Below are 17,823 nucleotides of genomic sequence, written 5' to 3'. Positions count from 1 at the left end.
ATGGCCGAACTCGCAACCATCGCTCGTCCGTATGCCGAAGCGTTGTTCCGCGTGGCCAAGTCCGGCGATCTGAATCGCTGGGCGCAGCTCGTGCGTGAACTGTCGCAAGTGGCAGCGCTGCCCGAAGTGGCCAACCTGGCCGACGATCCGAAAGTGACGCCGTCGCAAGTTGTCGACGTGCTGACCGCTGCCGTGAAATCGACCGACGCCGAAGTGCGCAACTTCGTCGCCGCTGTGGTCGAAAACGGTCGTCTGGTTGCCATGCCGGAAATCGCCGAACAGTTCGAAGCGTTGAAGAACGCTGCTGCCGGTTCGGCAGACGCCACGATCGAAAGCGCCTTCCCGCTCGAAGGTGAGCAATTGACCTCGCTGGTCAAGGGCCTCGAGCACAAGTTCGGCTGCAAGCTCAACCCGAGCGTGACGGTAGACCCGTCGCTCATCGGCGGCGTGCGTGTGGTGGTTGGCGACGAGGTGCTGGACACTTCGGTGCGCGCCCGCCTGGCGGCTATGCGGACGTCGCTGACGGCCTGAGGCCGGCGCGAAACGCCTGCGAAGAATTGAATATCAGGAGCACATATGCAACTCAATCCCTCTGAAATCAGCGAACTGATCAAGAGCCGGATTCAAGGTCTCGATAGCGGCGCCGAAGTCCGTAACGAAGGCACCGTGATCTCGGTGACTGACGGCATCTGCCGCATCCATGGCCTGTCGGACGTGATGCAGGGCGAAATGCTGGAATTCCCGGGCAATACGTTCGGTCTGGCACTGAACCTTGAGCGCGACTCCGTCGGCGCTGTGATTTTGGGCGAATACGAACACATCTCGGAAGGCGACACCGTCAAGTGCACGGGCCGCATTCTGGAAGTGCCGGTCGGCCCGGAACTGAAGGGCCGCGTCGTTGACGCACTGGGCCTGCCGATCGACGGCAAGGGTCCGATCAACGCGAAGGAAACCGACGCAATCGAAAAGATTGCCCCGGGCGTGATCTGGCGTAAGTCGGTCTCGCAACCGCTGCAGACCGGTACGAAGGCTATCGACGCCATGGTGCCGATCGGCCGCGGCCAACGTGAGCTGATCATTGGTGACCGTCAGACGGGTAAGACCGCTGTCGCCATCGACACGATCATTTCGCAGAAGGGCAAGGGCGTGACCTGCGTCTACGTTGCGATCGGCCAGAAGGCTTCGTCGATCATGAACGTGGTGCGTAAGCTCGAAGAGCACGGCGCGATGGAATACACGATCATCGTGACCGCCACCGCTTCGGACTCGGCCGCCATGCAGTTCATCGCACCGTACGCCGGTTGCACGATGGGCGAATACTTCCGCGATCGTGGCGAAGATGCGCTGATCATTTATGACGACTTGACCAAGCAAGCCTGGGCCTATCGTCAGATCTCGCTGTTGCTGCGCCGCCCGCCGGGCCGCGAAGCTTACCCGGGTGACGTGTTCTATCTCCACTCGCGTCTGCTTGAGCGTGCTGCCCGCGTCTCGGAAGAGTACGTCGAGAAGTTCACGAACGGCGCAGTCAAGGGCCAGAGCGGCTCGCTGACGGCACTGCCGATCATTGAAACGCAAGCCGGTGACGTGACCGCATTCGTTCCGACGAACGTGATCTCGATTACCGACGGCCAGATCTTCCTGGAAACCGACCTGTTCAACGCCGGTATCCGCCCCGCAATCAACGCCGGTATCTCGGTGTCGCGTGTGGGTGGTGCAGCTCAGACGAAGGTCATCAAGAAGCTGTCGGGCGGTATCCGTACCGACCTCGCACAGTACCGTGAGCTGGCTGCGTTCGCGCAGTTCGCATCGGATCTGGACGAAGCTACCCGCAAGCAGCTCGAGCGCGGCCGCCGCGTGACGGAACTGCTCAAGCAGCCGCAATACGCGCCGCTGCAAGTGTGGGAACTGGCTGTGTCGCTGTTCGCCGCCAACAACGGCTATCTGGACGATCTCGACATCGCTCAGGTTCTGCCGTTCGAAAAGGGTCTGCGCGAAGTTCTGAAGACGAGCCATGGCGCGCTCATCGGCCGTATCGAAGAGACCAAAGATCTCTCGAAGGACGATGACGCTGCTTTGCACGCTGCGATCAAGGACTTCAAGAAGACCGGCGCTTACTAATCCGGTTGAATCGGCAACTATTCAACGGACCCGGGAAGGCGCGATGTTCAGGCAGCAACGAACGTCGCGCCGAGACAAGGAGTAAGCAATGGCTGGAATGAAGGAAATTCGCGGCAAGATCAAGAGCGTGCAAAACACGCGCAAGATCACCAAGGCCATGGAAATGGTGGCCGCGTCGAAGATGCGCAAGGCGCAGGAACGCATGCGTCATGCCCGGCCGTACGCTGACAAGGTGCGCCAGATCGCCGCGCATATGGGCCAGGCGAATCCGGAATACCACCACCCGTTCATGGTGAAGCATGCGGACGCGAAAGCGGCCGGCATCATCGTGGTGACGACGGACAAGGGCCTGTGCGGCGGCTTGAACACCAACGTGCTGCGTGCCGTGGTGGCCAAGATGAAGGAAATCGAAGCACAGGGCCTGAAGATCGAGGCCACCGCTATCGGCGGCAAGGGCTTCGGTTTCATGAACCGTATCGGCGCGAAGGTGGTATCGCACGTTGTGCAACTGGGCGACACCCCGCATCTGGACAAGCTGATTGGTGCTGTGAAGCTGCAGCTCGACGCGTATGCCGAAGGCAAGCTCGACGCCGTTTATCTGGCTTACAACCGCTTCGTCAACACGATGAAGCAGGAAGCCGTGGTCGAACAGCTGCTGCCGCTGCCGGAGAAGTTCGAAGGCGAGTCGGACGACGCGAGCGCCGTGCCGGCGCAGCACTCGTGGGACTACATCTACGAACCGGATGCGAAAACGGTCGTCGATGCCCTGTTGGTGCGTTACGTCGAAGCTGTCGTGTATCAGGCAGTCGCAGAGAACATGGCGTCGGAACAGTCCGCCCGCATGGTGGCCATGAAGGCCGCATCGGACAATGCAAAGACCGTGATCGGTGAATTGCAGATGGTCTACAACAAGGGCCGTCAAGCAGCGATTACGAAGGAACTGTCCGAAATCGTGGGTGGCGCCGCCGCAGTTTAAGCGGTGGCACGGGCCGATGCGCCGCAAGGCGAAATGAATTTGAGTATCTAAAGGAAAAGCGATGAGTACTGCTTTGATTGAAGGCAAAATCGTACAGTGCATCGGCGCCGTTATCGACGTGGAATTCCCGCGCGAAAGCATGCCGAAGATCTACGATGCGCTCACCATGGAAGGTTCGGAACTGACGCTCGAAGTCCAGCAACAGCTGGGCGACGGTGTGGTTCGCACCATCTGTCTGGGTTCCTCCGAAGGCCTGCGCCGCGGTATGACGGTGCAAAACTCGGGTCTGCCGATCACGGTGCCGGTCGGTAAGCCGACGCTGGGCCGCATTATGGACGTGCTGGGCCGTCCGATCGACGAAGCCGGTCCGATCGCCAAGGAACACACCCGCTCGATTCACCAGAAGGCTCCGGCATTCGACGAGCTGTCGCCGTCGACGGAACTGCTCGAAACCGGTATCAAGGTTATCGATTTGATCTGCCCGTTCGCCAAGGGCGGTAAGGTGGGTCTGTTCGGTGGCGCCGGTGTGGGCAAGACCGTGAACATGATGGAACTCATCAATAACATCGCCAAGGAACACGGCGGTTATTCGGTGTTTGCCGGCGTGGGCGAGCGTACCCGTGAAGGGAACGACTTCTACCACGAAATGAAGGACTCGAACGTTCTGGACAAGGTCGCACTGGTCTACGGCCAGATGAACGAGCCGCCGGGCAACCGTCTGCGCGTCGCACTGACCGGTCTGACGATGGCCGAGCACTTCCGTGACGAAGGTCGCGACGTGCTGTTCTTCGTGGACAACATCTACCGTTTCACGCTGGCCGGTACCGAAGTGTCGGCACTGCTCGGCCGTATGCCGTCGGCCGTGGGCTATCAGCCGACGCTGGCTGAAGAAATGGGTAAGCTGCAAGAGCGTATTACGTCGACCAAGACCGGCTCGATCACGTCGGTGCAAGCCGTGTACGTGCCTGCCGATGACTTGACCGACCCGTCGCCGGCAACCACCTTCGGTCACTTGGACGCCACCGTCGTTCTGTCGCGTGACATCGCCTCGCTGGGTATCTACCCGGCAGTCGACCCGCTCGACTCGACCTCGCGTCAGATCGACCCGAACGTGATTGGCGAAGAGCACTACACGGTCACCCGTCGTGTGCAATCGACGCTGCAGCGTTACAAGGAACTGCGCGACATTATCGCAATTCTGGGTATGGACGAACTGTCGCCGGACGATAAGCTGGCCGTGGCCCGCGCTCGTAAGATCCAGCGTTTCCTGTCGCAGCCGTTCCACGTGGCAGAAGTGTTCACGGGTTCGCCGGGCAAGTACGTCCCGCTCAAGGAAACGATCCGCGGCTTCAAGATGATCGTCGACGGCGAATGTGACCACCTGCCGGAACAAGCGTTCTACATGGTTGGCACGATCGACGAAGCGTTCGAGAAAGCCAAGAAGATGCAGTAAACGGTTGAGTGCCGGGCGACGGCGGTGTCTCGCAAGAGGCGTCACCGCAGCTCGGCAGGTGACTGTTGCGGGGCGGGGTAGCGAAGCGAGGACGACAACGTCCGGACTGGCGCGCCTGCCGCTTCATCACACTCAACGGGAGCGATTATGGCAACCATTCACGTAGACGTCGTCAGCGCGGAAGAGCAGATCTTCTCGGGTAAGGCGAAGTTTGTCGCGCTGCCCGGCGAAGCCGGCGAGCTCGGCATTCTGCCGGGCCACACGCCGCTGATCACGCGCATCAAGCCGGGTGCGGTTCGCATCGAGGACGAAGCAGGCAACGAAGACTTCGTCTTCGTCGCAGGCGGCATTCTCGAAGTGCAACCGGGCACGGTGACTGTGCTCGCCGACACCGCGATTCGCGGCAAGGATCTGGACGAAGCGAAGGCTAACGAAGCCAAGCGTCGTGCAGAAGAAGCAATGTCGAACAAGGATTCGAACATCGAGTACGCAACTGCCCAGGCCGAACTGGCCGAAGCGATTGCGCAACTCGCTGCAATCCAGAAGCTGCGTCGCACGAAGTAACACCGGCGTTGCGCTGGCCTCGCGCCGCGCAATGTCTGCGAAAGCCCCATACATGCGAATGTGTGGGGCTTTTGTTTTGCCGTCTCCTTCTCAGGGCCATCCCCACTCGATCCGTCACGCGAATTACGTTAACGTAAACGTCAACCTAGCGTGACGCGCTATTGTTATATGAAGCCGCTCATCGTCGCGCGACAGCATTCACCACTTCAGCATTGCTTCAGGAGACAAAAGCATGGAAAGCCGGGAAGGTGCGGGCGTTGTACCTCGTAATGGACTGTCGTATGTGAAGGGTGAGACCACGGTACCGCTTTCGACGCTGACGGTATTCGGACTGCTTGCCGAGACGGCAGCGAAGTTTCCCGAGCGGCAGGCAGTCGTGTTCCGCGAACAGGGCGTCGACTGGACGTGGCGTGAGTTCATCGCGCACGTCGACACCTTTGCCGCCGGACTCATCGCGCTCGGGTTGAAGAAGGGCGACCGGGTGGGCATCTGGTCGCCGAATCGCGTGGAATGGCTGGTCACGCAGTTCGCCACCGCACGTGCGGGCCTGATTCTCGTGAACATCAATCCGGCGTATCGGCTGGCTGAGTTGGAGTACGCGCTCAACAAGGTCGGTTGCAAGGCGCTGGTCGCGGCCGAATCGTTCAAGACGTCGCGCTATCTCGACATGCTCAACGTGCTGGCCCCCGAGCTGGCCACGTGCGCCCCCGGCCAGTTGAAGTCGGAAAAATTCCCGACGCTGCGCACCATCATCCGCATGGGCATGGAGCACACGCCAGGCATGATGAACTTCAGCGACGTGGTGACGCTCGGCGCAGACGCCGACCTCGCCACACTGCGTCAGATCTCCGATGCGCTCGACTGCTTCGACCCCATCAACATCCAGTTCACGAGCGGCACGACCGGCAACCCGAAGGGGGCGACGCTCACGCACCACAACATCGTCAACAACGGCCGCTACATCGCCATGGCGATGCGCTTCTCCGAGCACGACAGCCTGTGCATTCCGGTGCCGTTCTACCACTGCTTTGGCATGGTGTTGGCGGTGCTCGCCTGCGTGTCGACGGGCGCGACCATGGTGTTCCCCGGTGAAGCGTTCGATCCGAAGGCGACGATGGCGGCCGTCTCGGAAGAAAGCTGCACCGCGTTGCACGGTGTGCCGACGATGTTCATTGCGCAGCTCGATCATCCGGACTTCGGCAACTATCACTTCGACACACTGCGCACCGGCATCATGGCGGGCTCGCCATGCCCCATCGAGACGATGAAGCGCGTGATCGACCAGATGCATATGAGCGAAGTGACGATCGCCTATGGCATGACCGAGACGAGCCCGGTGTCGTTCCAGACCACCACGACCGACCCGCTGGATAAGCGCGTGACGACCGTCGGCCGCGTTCAGCCGCACCTCGAAGTGAAGCTGGTCGACGCCGCTGGCGAGATCGTGCCGGTTGGCGAGAAGGGCGAACTGTGCACCAAGGGCTACTCGGTAATGCAGGGCTACTGGGACGACGAGCCGCGCACGCGCGAAGCAATTCGCGACGGCTGGATGCACACTGGCGACCTCGCGACGCTCGATGAGGACGGCTATTGCAACATCGTCGGGCGCGTGAAGGACATGCTCATTCGTGGCGGCGAAAACATCTACCCGCGCGAAATCGAGGAGTTCCTGTTCCGTCACCCGAAGGTGCAAGCGGTACAGGTGTTTGGTGTCCCCGATGCGAAGTACGGTGAGGAGGTCTGCGCGTGGATTGTCCTCAAACCGGGGCAGAGCGCGACTGAGGACGACATCCGCGCCTTCTGCAAGGATCAGATCGCGCACTACAAGATCCCGCGCTACATTCGTTTTGTGGATGAAATGCCGATGACCGTGACGGGCAAGGTGCAGAAGTTCGTCATGCGCGAGAAGATGGTCGAATCGCTGGGGCTGCAGGAAGAGAAGACGGCCTGACAGCATCGCTACCGAACGCAGGCATCGGGGCAGGGGATCGATCGGACGATATCCCTGCCCAATTTTTAAGCGAACTCGGGGCGAATGCCGTATCATTCGGGATTACCCTAGGTCTCACCCAATGTCCGCTGCCACGGCGTCCGCGCCCTCCCACATCTTCCGTACCGTTTTCATCCTCGGCATTCTGTCGGCCATCGGCTCGCTGTCGATCGACATGTATTTGCCTGCGCTGCCGAGCATCGCGCGCGAATTGAACACGACGGATGCAGCGGCGCAATTCTCCCTGGCATCGTTCTTCATCGGGCTTGGCCTCGGCCAGTTGCTGCACGGCCCGCTCGCCGACCGGTACGGACGCAAGCGTCCGCTCTACGCCGGACTGGCGCTGTACACGCTGGCGTCCGCCGGATGCGCGCTCGCGCCCAACATCGAAACGTTGATTGTCAGCCGTTTTATTCAGGCGATTGGTGGATGTGCCTGCTTCGTGATCGCCCGCGCCATGGCGCGCGACCTGTTCGATACGGCGACGGTGGCGCGTGTGCTCTCGCGCATGACGCTCATCATGGGCGCGGCCCCCATCCTCGCCCCGTTGATCGGCGGGCAGGTGCTGATGTTCGTGGGCTGGCGCTGGATCTTCTGGGGGCTGACGGTCTTTGGCGCGATGTGCTTCGGCATGGCCGTCTACTGGCTGCCGGAGACGCGTCAGGCCGCGAAGCAGGCGCGCAACTGGCTGACGACGGCGTGGCACAACTACGGTGCATTGCTGCGCGACCGCGAATTCATGGGCAATGCGCTGGCGGGCGGTGTGTCGCAGGCGGGTATGTTCGCGTACATCACCGGCTCGCCATTCGTCTTCATCAATCTGTACGGTGTCGATCCGGCCCATTACGGCTGGCTGTTCGGGCTGAACGCCTGCGGGATCATCGGTGGTTCGCAGATCAACGCGTATTTGCTGCGCACGCGGCGTCCGGCCGACGTGTTGCGTCGTACCAACAATCTGGTCGCGATTCTCGGTTTGCTGATGCTCGCCGTGGCGGTGCTCGGGCTTGGCGGGCTGATCGGGTTGATGGTGCCGTTGTTCGCCTTCGTCACGAGCCTCGGCTTCTCGCAGCCGAACGCCATTGCTGAGGCACTCAATCGGCAGCACCAGCGTGCCGGGGCGGCGTCTGCCTTGCTAGGCGCGCTGCAATTCCTCGCGGCCGCCAGCGCCGGCGCAGCCGTTGGCCTGCTGCACGCTCGCTCGGCCGTGCCGATGGCAGCGGTCATGGCGGTGTGCGGTGTGCTGTCTTGGGGCTTCCACACGCTGCTCATCCGTCGCGCGAGGCCCGCACTGCCGCCCGCTGCAGACGCGGCATAAGCCCGTCAAACCCAACCCGAAGTTTCGCTCAACGTAACGTCAAGCCCGAGCGTGGGGAACGCTGCCTGGATTCTGGCGTCTGTTTGAAATTGCCTGTCGAAACGACAATAGCGAGACAGTGTCGACAGGAAGGATTTGTAAGATGTTGCTTCGCGATTCCGGCAAAACGGCGGGAACCGGCATCGGAACAATGCTTCCAAACCTGGAATTCGGCAAGCGGCTCTACATCTGTAACACTTTGTAATTGCTCTGTTCCAGTGTGCGCTCGATAGGCAAAGTACGATCCAGACATCCCTTGCATAAGCCCCCTGAAATTTTTTGCAAGGGTGCCTAAAGTTCGGCAAAAGTCCGCCGAAATACAGTCAAGTAGTAGAGCGCAGCTTCGTGACACTTTCATGAAGCCGTCACAGTCTGTCTCATCGAACGTTCCCCCCGAGCGCGTCGTAGGGTCCCTGCGCGCCGCTCATGTAGGAAAAATTCCTACAATAAACTTCCGCTTTTCTCGCCCCTTTCTGTAGTTTTTCTCCGATTTCTTTATCTTTCGCCCTTGTCCACAATGCGGGGGAATAGACAGTAGTACCGCCAGATTCATCCATTGCGCCGGGGGGCCGCATGCGAAACAGCGAAACACTGAACGAGATTCGTGAGTTGAATCTCTCCTACCTAGTCCTGGCTCAGCGCCTGATCCGTGAGGATCGCGCGGCGGCAATGTTCCGCCTGGGCATCAGCGACCAGCTTGCCGACGTGCTCGGCAGTCTCACACTGGCTCAACTCGTTAAGTTCGCGGGGTCGAACCAGCTTCTGTGCCGATTTCGATTCGACGACCACGTGATTCTTTCGAGCCTCACGCACGGTGCGAAAGATGTGGGTATGCAGCAGTCGCACGCTTCGATTCTGCTCGCGGGTCAGCCCGTCGAGCAGATCGGCTGAGCGTACGACACACGCGACGCACGCCACGCGCAGCCTGATGTCATTGGGGCCGCGCTTGGCGTGATTTGCCAGGAAGCCTGTATATGCGTACCAAAAGCGTCGTCCTCGAGGCCCGTGAAATTCAGCTGGCCATCGAGCTGATCGAACTCGGCGCCCGCCTCCAGTTGCTGGAAGCGGAGACGAGCCTGAGCCGTGATCGGCTCATCAAACTCTACAAAGAGCTCAAAGGCGCTTCGCCGCCCAAGGGCATGCTGCCGTTCTCGACCGACTGGTTCGTGACGTGGCTGCCGAACATCCACTCGTCGCTTTTCCACAACATCTACCGCCACCTCGTGCAGTACGGCGGATGTCAGGGCATCGAAGCCATCGTCAAGGCTTACCGACTGTACCTGGAGCATGTGGAGTTGCACGGTTGGGAAGCCGTGCTCGGATTCACGCGCGCATGGACGCTCGTTCGCTTCTTCGACAGCAAGATGCTGCAGATGACGCCGTGCACCCGCTGCGGCGGCCACTTCGTCACGCACGCGCACGAGCCGCATGGCCAGTACGTTTGCGGGCTGTGCGCCCCCCCGTCGCGCGCCGGAAAGACTCGGAAAGCGAAGCACGCACATGCCGCCGATCTCGCGCCCGCCGTGGCGTCGGGTGAGCCGGATGCTGCGATTTCGCCTTTAGCGGCCTGATCGGAGCCCTTCTCACCGAGCGTATCGAGGTAATCCCGCCCCTACAGTTTCCCTGCGTGTCTGCCGTTAAGCCCTCTGAACAGGAAGGACAATTTTCCGTAGACGTATTTTTGCGAGAGGTATCCGGCAGTGCTTGTCGTCATTGGTTACATCATCGTTCTGGCATCGGTCTTTGGCGGCTTCGTCATTGGCGGGGGCCACTTGGGCGCGCTGTTTCAGCCGACCGAGCTGCTGATCATCGGTGGCGCGGGCGTCGGCTCGTTCGTGGTGGGCAACAACAGCAAGGCGATCAAGGCGACGATGAAAGCGCTGCCTATGCTGTTCAAGGGCTCGAAATACACCAAAGAGCTGTACATGGAGCTGATGGCGCTCCTGTACGTGCTGCTCGCCAAAGCGCGTAAGGACGGCATGCTTGCCATCGAGGGAGACGTCGAAGATCCGGCATCGAGCCCGGTGTTCTCGCAGTACCCGCGCATTCTCGGCGAGCCACGCATTATGGAATTCCTCACCGACTATCTGCGACTGATGGTCAGCGGCAACATGAACGCGTTCGAGATCGAGAACCTGATGGATCACGAAATCGAAACATACCGTCACGAAGGCGAAGTGCCCGCGCACTGTCTGCAAAAGACGGGTGACGCCATGCCGGCCTTCGGTATCGTGGCGGCCGTGATGGGCGTGGTGCACACGATGGCCTCGGCCGACCAGCCGCCGGCCGTGCTCGGTGCCCTCATCGCACAGGCCCTCGTGGGGACCTTCCTCGGCATTTTGCTCGCCTACGGCTTTATCTCGCCGCTGGCACAGCTCATCGAACACCGCATCAACGAATCGGTGAAGCTCTACGAGTGCATCAAGGTCACGCTGCTCGCCAGCCTGAACGGTTACGCGCCGGCCCTCTCGGTCGAGTTCGGCCGCAAGGTGCTTTACTCCACCGTACGTCCGTCGTTTGCCGAGCTCGAAGAGCACGTGCGACAGGTCAAGGCACGTTGACGGACGCGAGAAATGAGCGAGAAAGACGAGCGGCCCATTATCGTCAAGCGCCGCAAAGCCGGCGGGCACGGCCACCACGGTGGTGCGTGGAAGATTGCCTACGCCGACTTCATGACGGCCATGATGGCGTTCTTCCTGCTGATGTGGTTGCTGAGTTCGGTGAGCAGCAAGGAACTGACGGGGATCGCGGAATACTTCCGCACGCCGCTCAAGGTGGCGCTCACCGGCGGACGTAACGCTGCCGACAACAGCGGCGTGATTCCCGGCGGCGGCACCGATACCACACGTACCGATGGTCAGAAGTCGCGCGGCGACCAGACGCGCTCGCGTCAGGCGACCACCGCCGAGATGGCCGAGCGTGCAGATGCACAACGTTTGCGCGATCTCAAAGCGCGCATCGAGAAAGCGATCGAAAGTAACCCCACGCTCAAACAGTTCCGCAAGCAACTGCTGATCGACGTGACGACCGAAGGGCTGCGCATCCAGATCGTGGACGATCAGAACCGGCCGATGTTCGCCAATGCGAGTGCGCAGGTGCAGCCGTACATGCGCGACATCCTGCGCGAAATCGGTAAGTCGCTCAACGGCGTACCCAACAGCATCAGCTTGTCCGGTCACACCGACGCCACGGCATACGCGCAGGGCGATAAGAGCTATAGCAACTGGGAGCTGTCGGCGGACCGCGCGAACGCGTCGCGCCGTGAACTGATCGCGGGCGGGCTCGATGGCGAGAAGGTGCTGCGTGTGGTGGGTCTGGCCTCCACGGTGCCGCTCGATCGCGACGACGCTTACAACCCGATCAACCGTCGCATCAGCATCATCGTGCTCAACCGCCGCGCAGAGCAGTCGGTCAAGCACGAGGTGGATCAGCCGACTATCGACGCCGCGAACGCACGCGGCGCAGGCAGCAACGCGGTGAGTGCCGCCATGAGCGGCGAGATGTCTGGCGGGCCGGCCTTGCCGGGATTGCCCCCACTGCCAGCACCTCCGGCGGCCCCGACGGCGCCCGGCGCGTCGCGATAACCGACAAGAGGAGACGCATGCAGGCCCTTCGCAACACGATTCTCGCCGTCGACGATTCCGCGTCGATGCGTCAGATCCTGGCTGCCACGCTCGATGAAGCCGGCTACGCCGTGACGACCGCCCGCGACGGGCAGGAAGCGCTGACGCTGGCCACGAACGCGGTCTTCGATCTGGTGCTGACCGATCAGCACATGCCCGGCATGGACGGTCTGTCGCTCATTCGCGCGCTGCGCGAACTCGACGCGTTTGCCGAGACCCCCATTCTGGTGCTGACGACGGAAGTCGACGGCGCGTACAAGACGGCTGCCCGCGAAGCGGGCGCCAGCGGCTGGCTGATCAAGCCGGTCGACCCCGAAGCACTGGTCGACGTGGTCGCATCGCTCGTCGGCGAAGGCGCATGACGATGAAGTCGTCGGCGTCGATGGCACAACCAAGTTAGGACGAGGAAATCGGTGGATATCACCCAGTTCTACCAGACCTTTTTCGACGAAGCGGAAGAGTTGCTCGCAGAGATGGAGCACCTCCTGCTTGCGCTCGACGTAAGTGCGCCCGATAACGAGCAACTCAACGCGATCTTCCGGGCCGCTCATTCGATCAAGGGCGGCGCCGCGACGTTCGGCTTCACCGCGCTTACCGAGACCACGCACCTGCTGGAAAACCTGCTCGACCGCGCCCGTCGCGGCGAATTGCAGTTGCGCACCGAGATGGTCGACACCTTCCTGGAAACCAAAGACGTGTTGCATCAACAGTTGAATGCCTACCGCGCCTCCAGTGAACCCGATGCCGAGGCCATGAAGCGCATCTGCGCCGTGCTCCAGCAACTCGCCGCCGAAGGCGACGGTGCGCCGGTGTCCGCCGCGCCGACCTCGCCCTTCGCACCGCCCCCGGCGGCGGCGCCTGCTCCCGCACCCGCGGCTGCTGCAGCGGAAGCGGCCCCCGCCGTCGACGCCAGCGGTGCGCCGACCAGTGACATCCCGCCGGGTCAGAAGCGTCTGAAAGTCACGCTCTCGGGTGTGGGCGAAAAAGATCAGGCGTTGCTCGCCGAAGAGCTAGGCAACCTCGGCGCCGTCGCCGGTCGCAATACCGTGGGCGACGCGCTTCACCTGTGGCTCGACACCACCTGCGACGCCGACGACATCCTGGCCGTGTGCTGCTTCGTGATCGAACCGTCGCAGATTGACGTACAGGATGCGTCCGCCGTTGCTGCCGCACCCGCCGCGCCTGCTGCGCCAGCGGTTGCACCGGCTGCTCCAGCTCAAACCGTCGAAATCTTCGAACCGGCACCCGCTCCGGCACCGGCTGCTTCGGCACCGATCGAAATCCCGGCCGCAGCCGCACCGGCAGCGCCGCAAGCCGTCGTGCCGCCGGCCGCCGCCGAGCCGATCGTTGTTCCGCCTGCCGCTCCGCAAGCCGCTTCAGGCGGTGGCGGCGCGCAGCATCCGCCGGAGAAGCGTGCCGCAGCACCCGCCGCAGGCGGCGCTGCCGGTCACGAGAACAGCTCGATTCGTGTGGGCGTGGAGAAGGTCGACCAGCTCATCAACCTCGTGGGCGAACTGGTGATTACGCAGGCCATGCTCGCGCAGACCGCAAGCAGCCTCGACCCGATGCTTCACGACCGCCTGTTCAACGGCATGGGTCAGCTGGAGCGCAACGCGCGCGATCTGCAAGAAGCGGTGATGTCCATCCGCATGATGCCGATGGACTACGTGTTCTCGCGCTTCCCGCGTCTGGTGCGCGATCTCGCGACCAAGCTCGGCAAACAGATCGAACTCGTGACGTTCGGTCAGGCGACCGAACTCGACAAGAGCCTGATCGAGCGCATCATCGATCCGCTCACGCACCTGGTGCGTAACAGTCTCGATCACGGCATCGAAACGACGGAACAGCGTCTGGCCTCGGGTAAAGACCCGGTCGGTCAGCTGGTGCTGTCGGCCGCGCATCAGGGCGGCAACATCGTCATCGAAGTGAGTGACGACGGCGCGGGCCTGCGTCGCGAGAAGATTCTCGCCAAGGCGCTGCAGCAAGGCATGAACGTGTCCGAGTCGATGGCGGACGAGGAAGTGTGGCAACTGATCTTCGCGCCGGGCTTCTCTACCGCCGAAGCCGTGACCGACGTGTCGGGCCGTGGCGTGGGTATGGACGTCGTGAAGCGAAACATCCAGCAGATGGGCGGCCACGTGGAGATTCTATCCACGCGCGGCAAGGGCACCACGATCCGCATCGTGCTGCCGCTCACGCTCGCGATTCTCGATGGCATGTCCGTCAAGGTCGGCCCCGAGATCTTCATCTTGCCGCTGAACTTCGTCATGGAGTCGCTGCAACCGCGTCGCGACGACATCCGCGCGGTGACCGGCGAAGGTCAGGTCGTGCTGGTGCGCGGCGAGTATCTGCCGCTCGTCGAGCTGTACCGCACGTTCGAAGTGCCCGAAGCGCGCCTCGATCCGACGCAGGGCATCATCGTGATCCTTCAGGCCGAAGGCCGCCGCTTCGCGTTGCTCGTCGACGAACTGGTCGGTCAGCAGCAAGTTGTGGTGAAGAACCTCGAAACCAATTACCGCCGTATTCACGGTATTTCCGCCGCCACCATCATGGGTGACGGCAGTGTGGCATTGATCGTCGATGTGGCGGCGCTCCAGCGCGGCCAGCGCTCGGCCGCTGCCACCATCTTCAACTGAAGTCGGAGACGCGTTAGATGGACAACCTTTCGCAAGAGCAGGCCGTGTCGCGCCACGCAGGCGCCATGCAGACCGATGGCGACGGCCAGGAATTTCTCGTCTTCACGCTGGGTGAAGAGGAATACGGCATCGACATTCTGAAGGTACAGGAAATTCGCGGCTACGACGCTGTCACCCGGATCGCGAACGCGCCCGAGTTCATCAAGGGCGTGATCAACCTGCGCGGCATCATCGTGCCGATCGTGGACATGCGTATCAAGTTCCGTCTGGGCCGCGTGGAGTACGACACGCAGACGGTCGTGATCATTCTGAACGTGGCGGGCCGCGTGGTCGGCATGGTGGTCGACGGCGTGTCCGACGTGCTCACGCTCGCACGCGGCGAGATCAAGCCCGCACCGGAGTTCGGCGCACAACTGGCGACCGAGTACATCACAGGTCTGGGCACGGTCGAAGGCCGCATGCTGATCCTGATGGATATCGAAAAGCTGATGACCAGCGACGACATGGCGCTCATCGAGCGTCTGGGGAGCTAAGTCCGGCTGCGACATTGCCGACGTCGCCCATGTCGGCAGCGTGATCAATGTACTAACCGCAGGCGGGGCCGAGACACCCGCCGCGTCACCCTTACAGACATAACCCACTCACCCAGTCCACGGAGACCGAGCACGTGCGCGATAACCAGCCCGTTACCCAGAACGAATTCGTCATCGGCGAGCATCAGTATCTGATCTCTCGGACGGATCTCAAGGGGCGGATCACGTATGCCAATCCCGCCTTCGTGGAGGTGAGCGGCTATTCGCGTGATGAACTGCTGGGGTCTCCGCACAACATCGTTCGCCATCCCGACATGCCCTCCGAGGCATTCGGCGATCTGTGGGAGACGATCAAGCGCGGCGACACTTGGACCGGGCTGGTCAAGAACCGCCGCAAGAACGGCGACTTCTACTGGGTGCTGGCCACCGTCACGCCGACGCTCGAAAACAACGCCGTCGTCGGCTACACGTCGGTGCGGGTGCGTCCGAGCGCAGGTGCTACGGCGCAGGCCGAAGCGATCTACGCTCGCTTCCGTAATGGACAGGCAGGCAATCTGCGCATTCGCGGCGGCCAGGTCGAGCGCGGTGGCATTGCGGCGCTCGCGCGCCGTGTGCGTCTCGACACGCTGCGCGCCCGTCTGACGGGCATCATCGTGCTCGGTGCGATCCTGCTGGCCATCGTCGGTGGCCTGGGGCTGTGGGGCGTGTCGAGCAGCAACGACAAGTTGTTGAAGGTGTACCGGAACGGCATGGTGCCGGTGAGCACGCTCGGCGTCATCGGTCAGAAGCTCGACCGCGACGTGTTGCTGGTGGCCGAAGCCGTCGGCAGCCCGAATCTCGACGCGATGAAGCGCGCCGGTGACGAAATCGCGGGCAGCCTCGACGAAATCAACCGCCAGTGGGCGGAGTACATGAAGACGGTCGACGACAGCACGCGTGCGCAAGCCGAGCGCTTCGATGTGATCCGTCAGCGCTTTACGTCCGATGGCTTGTTGCAGACGGTCGAGATGCTGCGTGTCGGTTCGGCCGAAGGCGCACAACAGACGTACCTCGAAAAAGTGAAGCCGGCCTACGGGCCGATGCGCGACGAGCTCAATGCGCTGACGCGCCTCGAACTCACGCAGGCGACCGATCTGTATCAGCAGTCGCAAAAAGAACACACGATTGTGCGTGCGGCGACGGTCATCGCGGTGCTCGGTGGCATCGTCGTGCTGTTCCTGCTCGGCAGCATCCTGCGTCGCGCGATCAACCATCCGCTGCGCGTGGCGTTGGGCATGTCGAAGCAGATCGCGGCGGGCGATCTTACCGGCAAGGCAGAAGGCGTGGGCCGTGACGAAATCGGCCAGTTGCTGTTCGGCCTGTCGGTCATGAAGAACAGCCTGCTGTCCATCGTCTCCGATGTGCGTGAAGGCATCGAATCGATCAACATCGCCTCGCGTGAAATCGCCGCAGGTAATACGGATCTGTCGGCGCGTACCGAACAACAGGCGGCGTCGCTGGAGCAGACGGCATCGTCGATGGAACAGCTGACGGCCACCGTCAAGCAGAACGCCGACAACGCCCGTCAAGCGAGCGCGATGGCCGTGAACGCCTCGGAGATCGCTGCACGCGGCGGTCAGGTGGTGGGCAACGTCGTCGACACGATGCAGGGTATTTCGACGAGTTCGCACAAGATCGTCGACATCATCAGCGTGATCGAAGGCATTGCGTTCCAGACCAACATCCTGGCGCTGAACGCCGCCGTGGAAGCGGCGCGTGCAGGGGAACAAGGCCGCGGCTTCGCGGTCGTGGCGGGCGAAGTGCGCACGCTGGCGCAGCGTAGCGCGGCCGCCGCGAAGGAAATCAAGGTGCTCATCGAAGATTCGGTGGGACGCGTGGAAAACGGCTCGGCCCTCGTGGCGCAAGCCGGTCACACGATGGACGAGATCGTGCAGGCCGTACAGCGCGTCACCGACATCATGGGCGAGATCTCTGCCGCATCGGCCGAGCAGTCGAGCGGCATCGAACAGGTCAACCGCGCTGTGACGCAGATGGACGAGGTCACCCAGCAGAACGCGGCACTCGTGGAAGAAGCGGCGGCGGCGGCGGGCTCGCTGGAAGATCAGGCGCATCGTCTGCGCGACGCCGTGTCCGTCTTCCGTGTGGGCGACGCGCTCCAGGCTACTGGCTCACCCACGGTGCGGCGAGTGGCGAACGGTGCAGGGCAGCAAGCGCAGCAAACGCAAGCTACGGCCGCCGTGCGCCAAGCGGCCTCGAAGCCGGTGGCAGCAGCGGCAACGGTAGCGGCACAGAACACCGCCTCCGCCGCGCCTGCTCGCGCAAGCGCTGGCGGCGCTGCCACGCGAACGGCCACGCGCCGCCCGCAGGCCAGCGCACCGGCAGCCAACGCACAAGAAGATGCGCAGGTGCTGCAACTGGCGGCGCGCCGGGGCAAGGCACAGCCCGATGGTGCGACGGGGTCGTCTTCGACTACGAAGTCGAGCAATGCGGCGAGCGACCCGGGCGATTGGGAAGAGTTTTGACGGTTTGTTGGTGCAAAGAGACGAGATTGTTGTGATGGATCAACCGGCTACGGG

General features: G+C 62.3%; 15 protein-coding genes. All 15 read left to right on the top strand.

Going from position 1 to position 17,823, the window contains the following annotated elements; translation table 11 throughout:
* Positions 1 to 531, top strand: coding sequence for a F0F1 ATP synthase subunit delta (locus PAN31117_RS11020; RefSeq protein WP_039394104.1), 531 nt, complete (start codon positions 1 to 3; stop codon positions 529 to 531).
* 45 nt (positions 532 to 576) lie between these two features.
* Positions 577 to 2,118: a F0F1 ATP synthase subunit alpha gene (atpA, locus tag PAN31117_RS11015; protein WP_039394102.1), complete on the top strand. Its 1,542-nt coding sequence runs from the start codon at positions 577 to 579 to the stop codon at positions 2,116 to 2,118.
* 88 nt (positions 2,119 to 2,206) lie between these two features.
* On the top strand, positions 2,207 to 3,094 hold the full coding sequence (atpG, locus tag PAN31117_RS11010) for a F0F1 ATP synthase subunit gamma (RefSeq protein WP_150738210.1): 888 nt from the start codon (positions 2,207 to 2,209) through the stop codon (positions 3,092 to 3,094).
* 61 nt (positions 3,095 to 3,155) lie between these two features.
* Entirely contained in the window at positions 3,156 to 4,547 is a 1,392-nt protein-coding gene (atpD, locus tag PAN31117_RS11005) for a F0F1 ATP synthase subunit beta (protein ID WP_039394096.1), read from the top strand.
* Positions 4,548 to 4,694: 147 nt separating this feature from the next.
* Positions 4,695 to 5,111 (top strand): F0F1 ATP synthase subunit epsilon, encoded by a 417-nt coding sequence (locus PAN31117_RS11000; protein WP_039394093.1) that lies wholly within the window; start codon positions 4,695 to 4,697, stop codon positions 5,109 to 5,111.
* Between the two features lie 232 nt (positions 5,112 to 5,343).
* Entirely contained in the window at positions 5,344 to 7,062 is a 1,719-nt protein-coding gene (locus tag PAN31117_RS10995; protein WP_150738209.1) for an AMP-binding protein, read from the top strand.
* A 121-nt stretch (positions 7,063 to 7,183) separates the two neighbouring features.
* A complete protein-coding gene (locus PAN31117_RS10990; protein WP_150738208.1) occupies positions 7,184 to 8,416 on the top strand; it encodes a Bcr/CflA family multidrug efflux MFS transporter in 1,233 nt (410 codons plus the stop codon).
* A gap of 612 nt (positions 8,417 to 9,028) precedes the next feature.
* On the top strand, positions 9,029 to 9,346 hold the full coding sequence (gene flhD / locus PAN31117_RS10985) for a flagellar transcriptional regulator FlhD (protein ID WP_023598340.1): 318 nt from the start codon (positions 9,029 to 9,031) through the stop codon (positions 9,344 to 9,346).
* Positions 9,347 to 9,429: 83 nt separating this feature from the next.
* Complete coding sequence (gene flhC, locus PAN31117_RS10980) at positions 9,430 to 10,026, top strand: flagellar transcriptional regulator FlhC (protein ID WP_150663688.1); 597 nt, start codon at positions 9,430 to 9,432, stop codon at positions 10,024 to 10,026.
* A gap of 129 nt (positions 10,027 to 10,155) precedes the next feature.
* Positions 10,156 to 11,016 (top strand): flagellar motor stator protein MotA, encoded by an 861-nt coding sequence (gene motA, locus PAN31117_RS10975; RefSeq protein WP_023598342.1) that lies wholly within the window; start codon positions 10,156 to 10,158, stop codon positions 11,014 to 11,016.
* Positions 11,017 to 11,028: 12 nt separating this feature from the next.
* Positions 11,029 to 12,039, top strand: a complete 1,011-nt coding sequence (motB, locus tag PAN31117_RS10970) for a flagellar motor protein MotB (RefSeq protein WP_150738207.1) — start codon at positions 11,029 to 11,031, stop codon at positions 12,037 to 12,039.
* Between the two features lie 17 nt (positions 12,040 to 12,056).
* Complete coding sequence (locus PAN31117_RS10965; protein ID WP_039394084.1) at positions 12,057 to 12,440, top strand: response regulator; 384 nt, start codon at positions 12,057 to 12,059, stop codon at positions 12,438 to 12,440.
* 51 nt (positions 12,441 to 12,491) lie between these two features.
* A complete protein-coding gene (cheA, locus tag PAN31117_RS10960) occupies positions 12,492 to 14,714 on the top strand; it encodes a chemotaxis protein CheA (RefSeq protein WP_150738206.1) in 2,223 nt (740 codons plus the stop codon).
* Between the two features lie 17 nt (positions 14,715 to 14,731).
* Complete coding sequence (locus tag PAN31117_RS10955; protein WP_039394078.1) at positions 14,732 to 15,247, top strand: chemotaxis protein CheW; 516 nt, start codon at positions 14,732 to 14,734, stop codon at positions 15,245 to 15,247.
* Between the two features lie 134 nt (positions 15,248 to 15,381).
* Positions 15,382 to 17,769, top strand: coding sequence for a methyl-accepting chemotaxis protein (locus PAN31117_RS27720; protein WP_150738205.1), 2,388 nt, complete (start codon positions 15,382 to 15,384; stop codon positions 17,767 to 17,769).
* Positions 17,770 to 17,823: the final 54 nt, after the last annotated feature.

This window comes from Pandoraea anapnoica (assembly GCF_902459765.1).
Taxonomy (GTDB): Bacteria; Pseudomonadota; Gammaproteobacteria; order Burkholderiales; family Burkholderiaceae; genus Pandoraea; species Pandoraea anapnoica.
The sequence above is the reverse complement of the archived record's forward strand: the minus strand, read 5'-3'. Positions and strand labels throughout refer to the sequence as shown.

Excerpts from the sequence above, each read along its gene's own strand:
- atpD (WP_039394096.1), top strand. The coding sequence starts at position 3,156 with ATGAGTACTGCTTTGATTGAAGGCAAAATCGTACAGTGCATCGGCGCC.
- atpG (WP_150738210.1), top strand. The coding sequence starts at position 2,207 with ATGGCTGGAATGAAGGAAATTCGCGGCAAGATCAAGAGCGTGCAAAAC.
- flhC (WP_150663688.1), top strand. The coding sequence starts at position 9,430 with ATGCGTACCAAAAGCGTCGTCCTCGAGGCCCGTGAAATTCAGCTGGCC.
- motB (WP_150738207.1), top strand. The coding sequence starts at position 11,029 with ATGAGCGAGAAAGACGAGCGGCCCATTATCGTCAAGCGCCGCAAAGCC.
- PAN31117_RS10955 (WP_039394078.1), top strand. The coding sequence starts at position 14,732 with ATGGACAACCTTTCGCAAGAGCAGGCCGTGTCGCGCCACGCAGGCGCC.
- PAN31117_RS10995 (WP_150738209.1), top strand. The coding sequence starts at position 5,344 with ATGGAAAGCCGGGAAGGTGCGGGCGTTGTACCTCGTAATGGACTGTCG.
- PAN31117_RS11020 (WP_039394104.1), top strand. The coding sequence starts at position 1 with ATGGCCGAACTCGCAACCATCGCTCGTCCGTATGCCGAAGCGTTGTTC.
- atpA (WP_039394102.1), top strand. The coding sequence starts at position 577 with ATGCAACTCAATCCCTCTGAAATCAGCGAACTGATCAAGAGCCGGATT.
- PAN31117_RS10965 (WP_039394084.1), top strand. The coding sequence starts at position 12,057 with ATGCAGGCCCTTCGCAACACGATTCTCGCCGTCGACGATTCCGCGTCG.
- PAN31117_RS10990 (WP_150738208.1), top strand. The coding sequence starts at position 7,184 with ATGTCCGCTGCCACGGCGTCCGCGCCCTCCCACATCTTCCGTACCGTT.
- flhD (WP_023598340.1), top strand. The coding sequence starts at position 9,029 with ATGCGAAACAGCGAAACACTGAACGAGATTCGTGAGTTGAATCTCTCC.
- PAN31117_RS11000 (WP_039394093.1), top strand. The coding sequence starts at position 4,695 with ATGGCAACCATTCACGTAGACGTCGTCAGCGCGGAAGAGCAGATCTTC.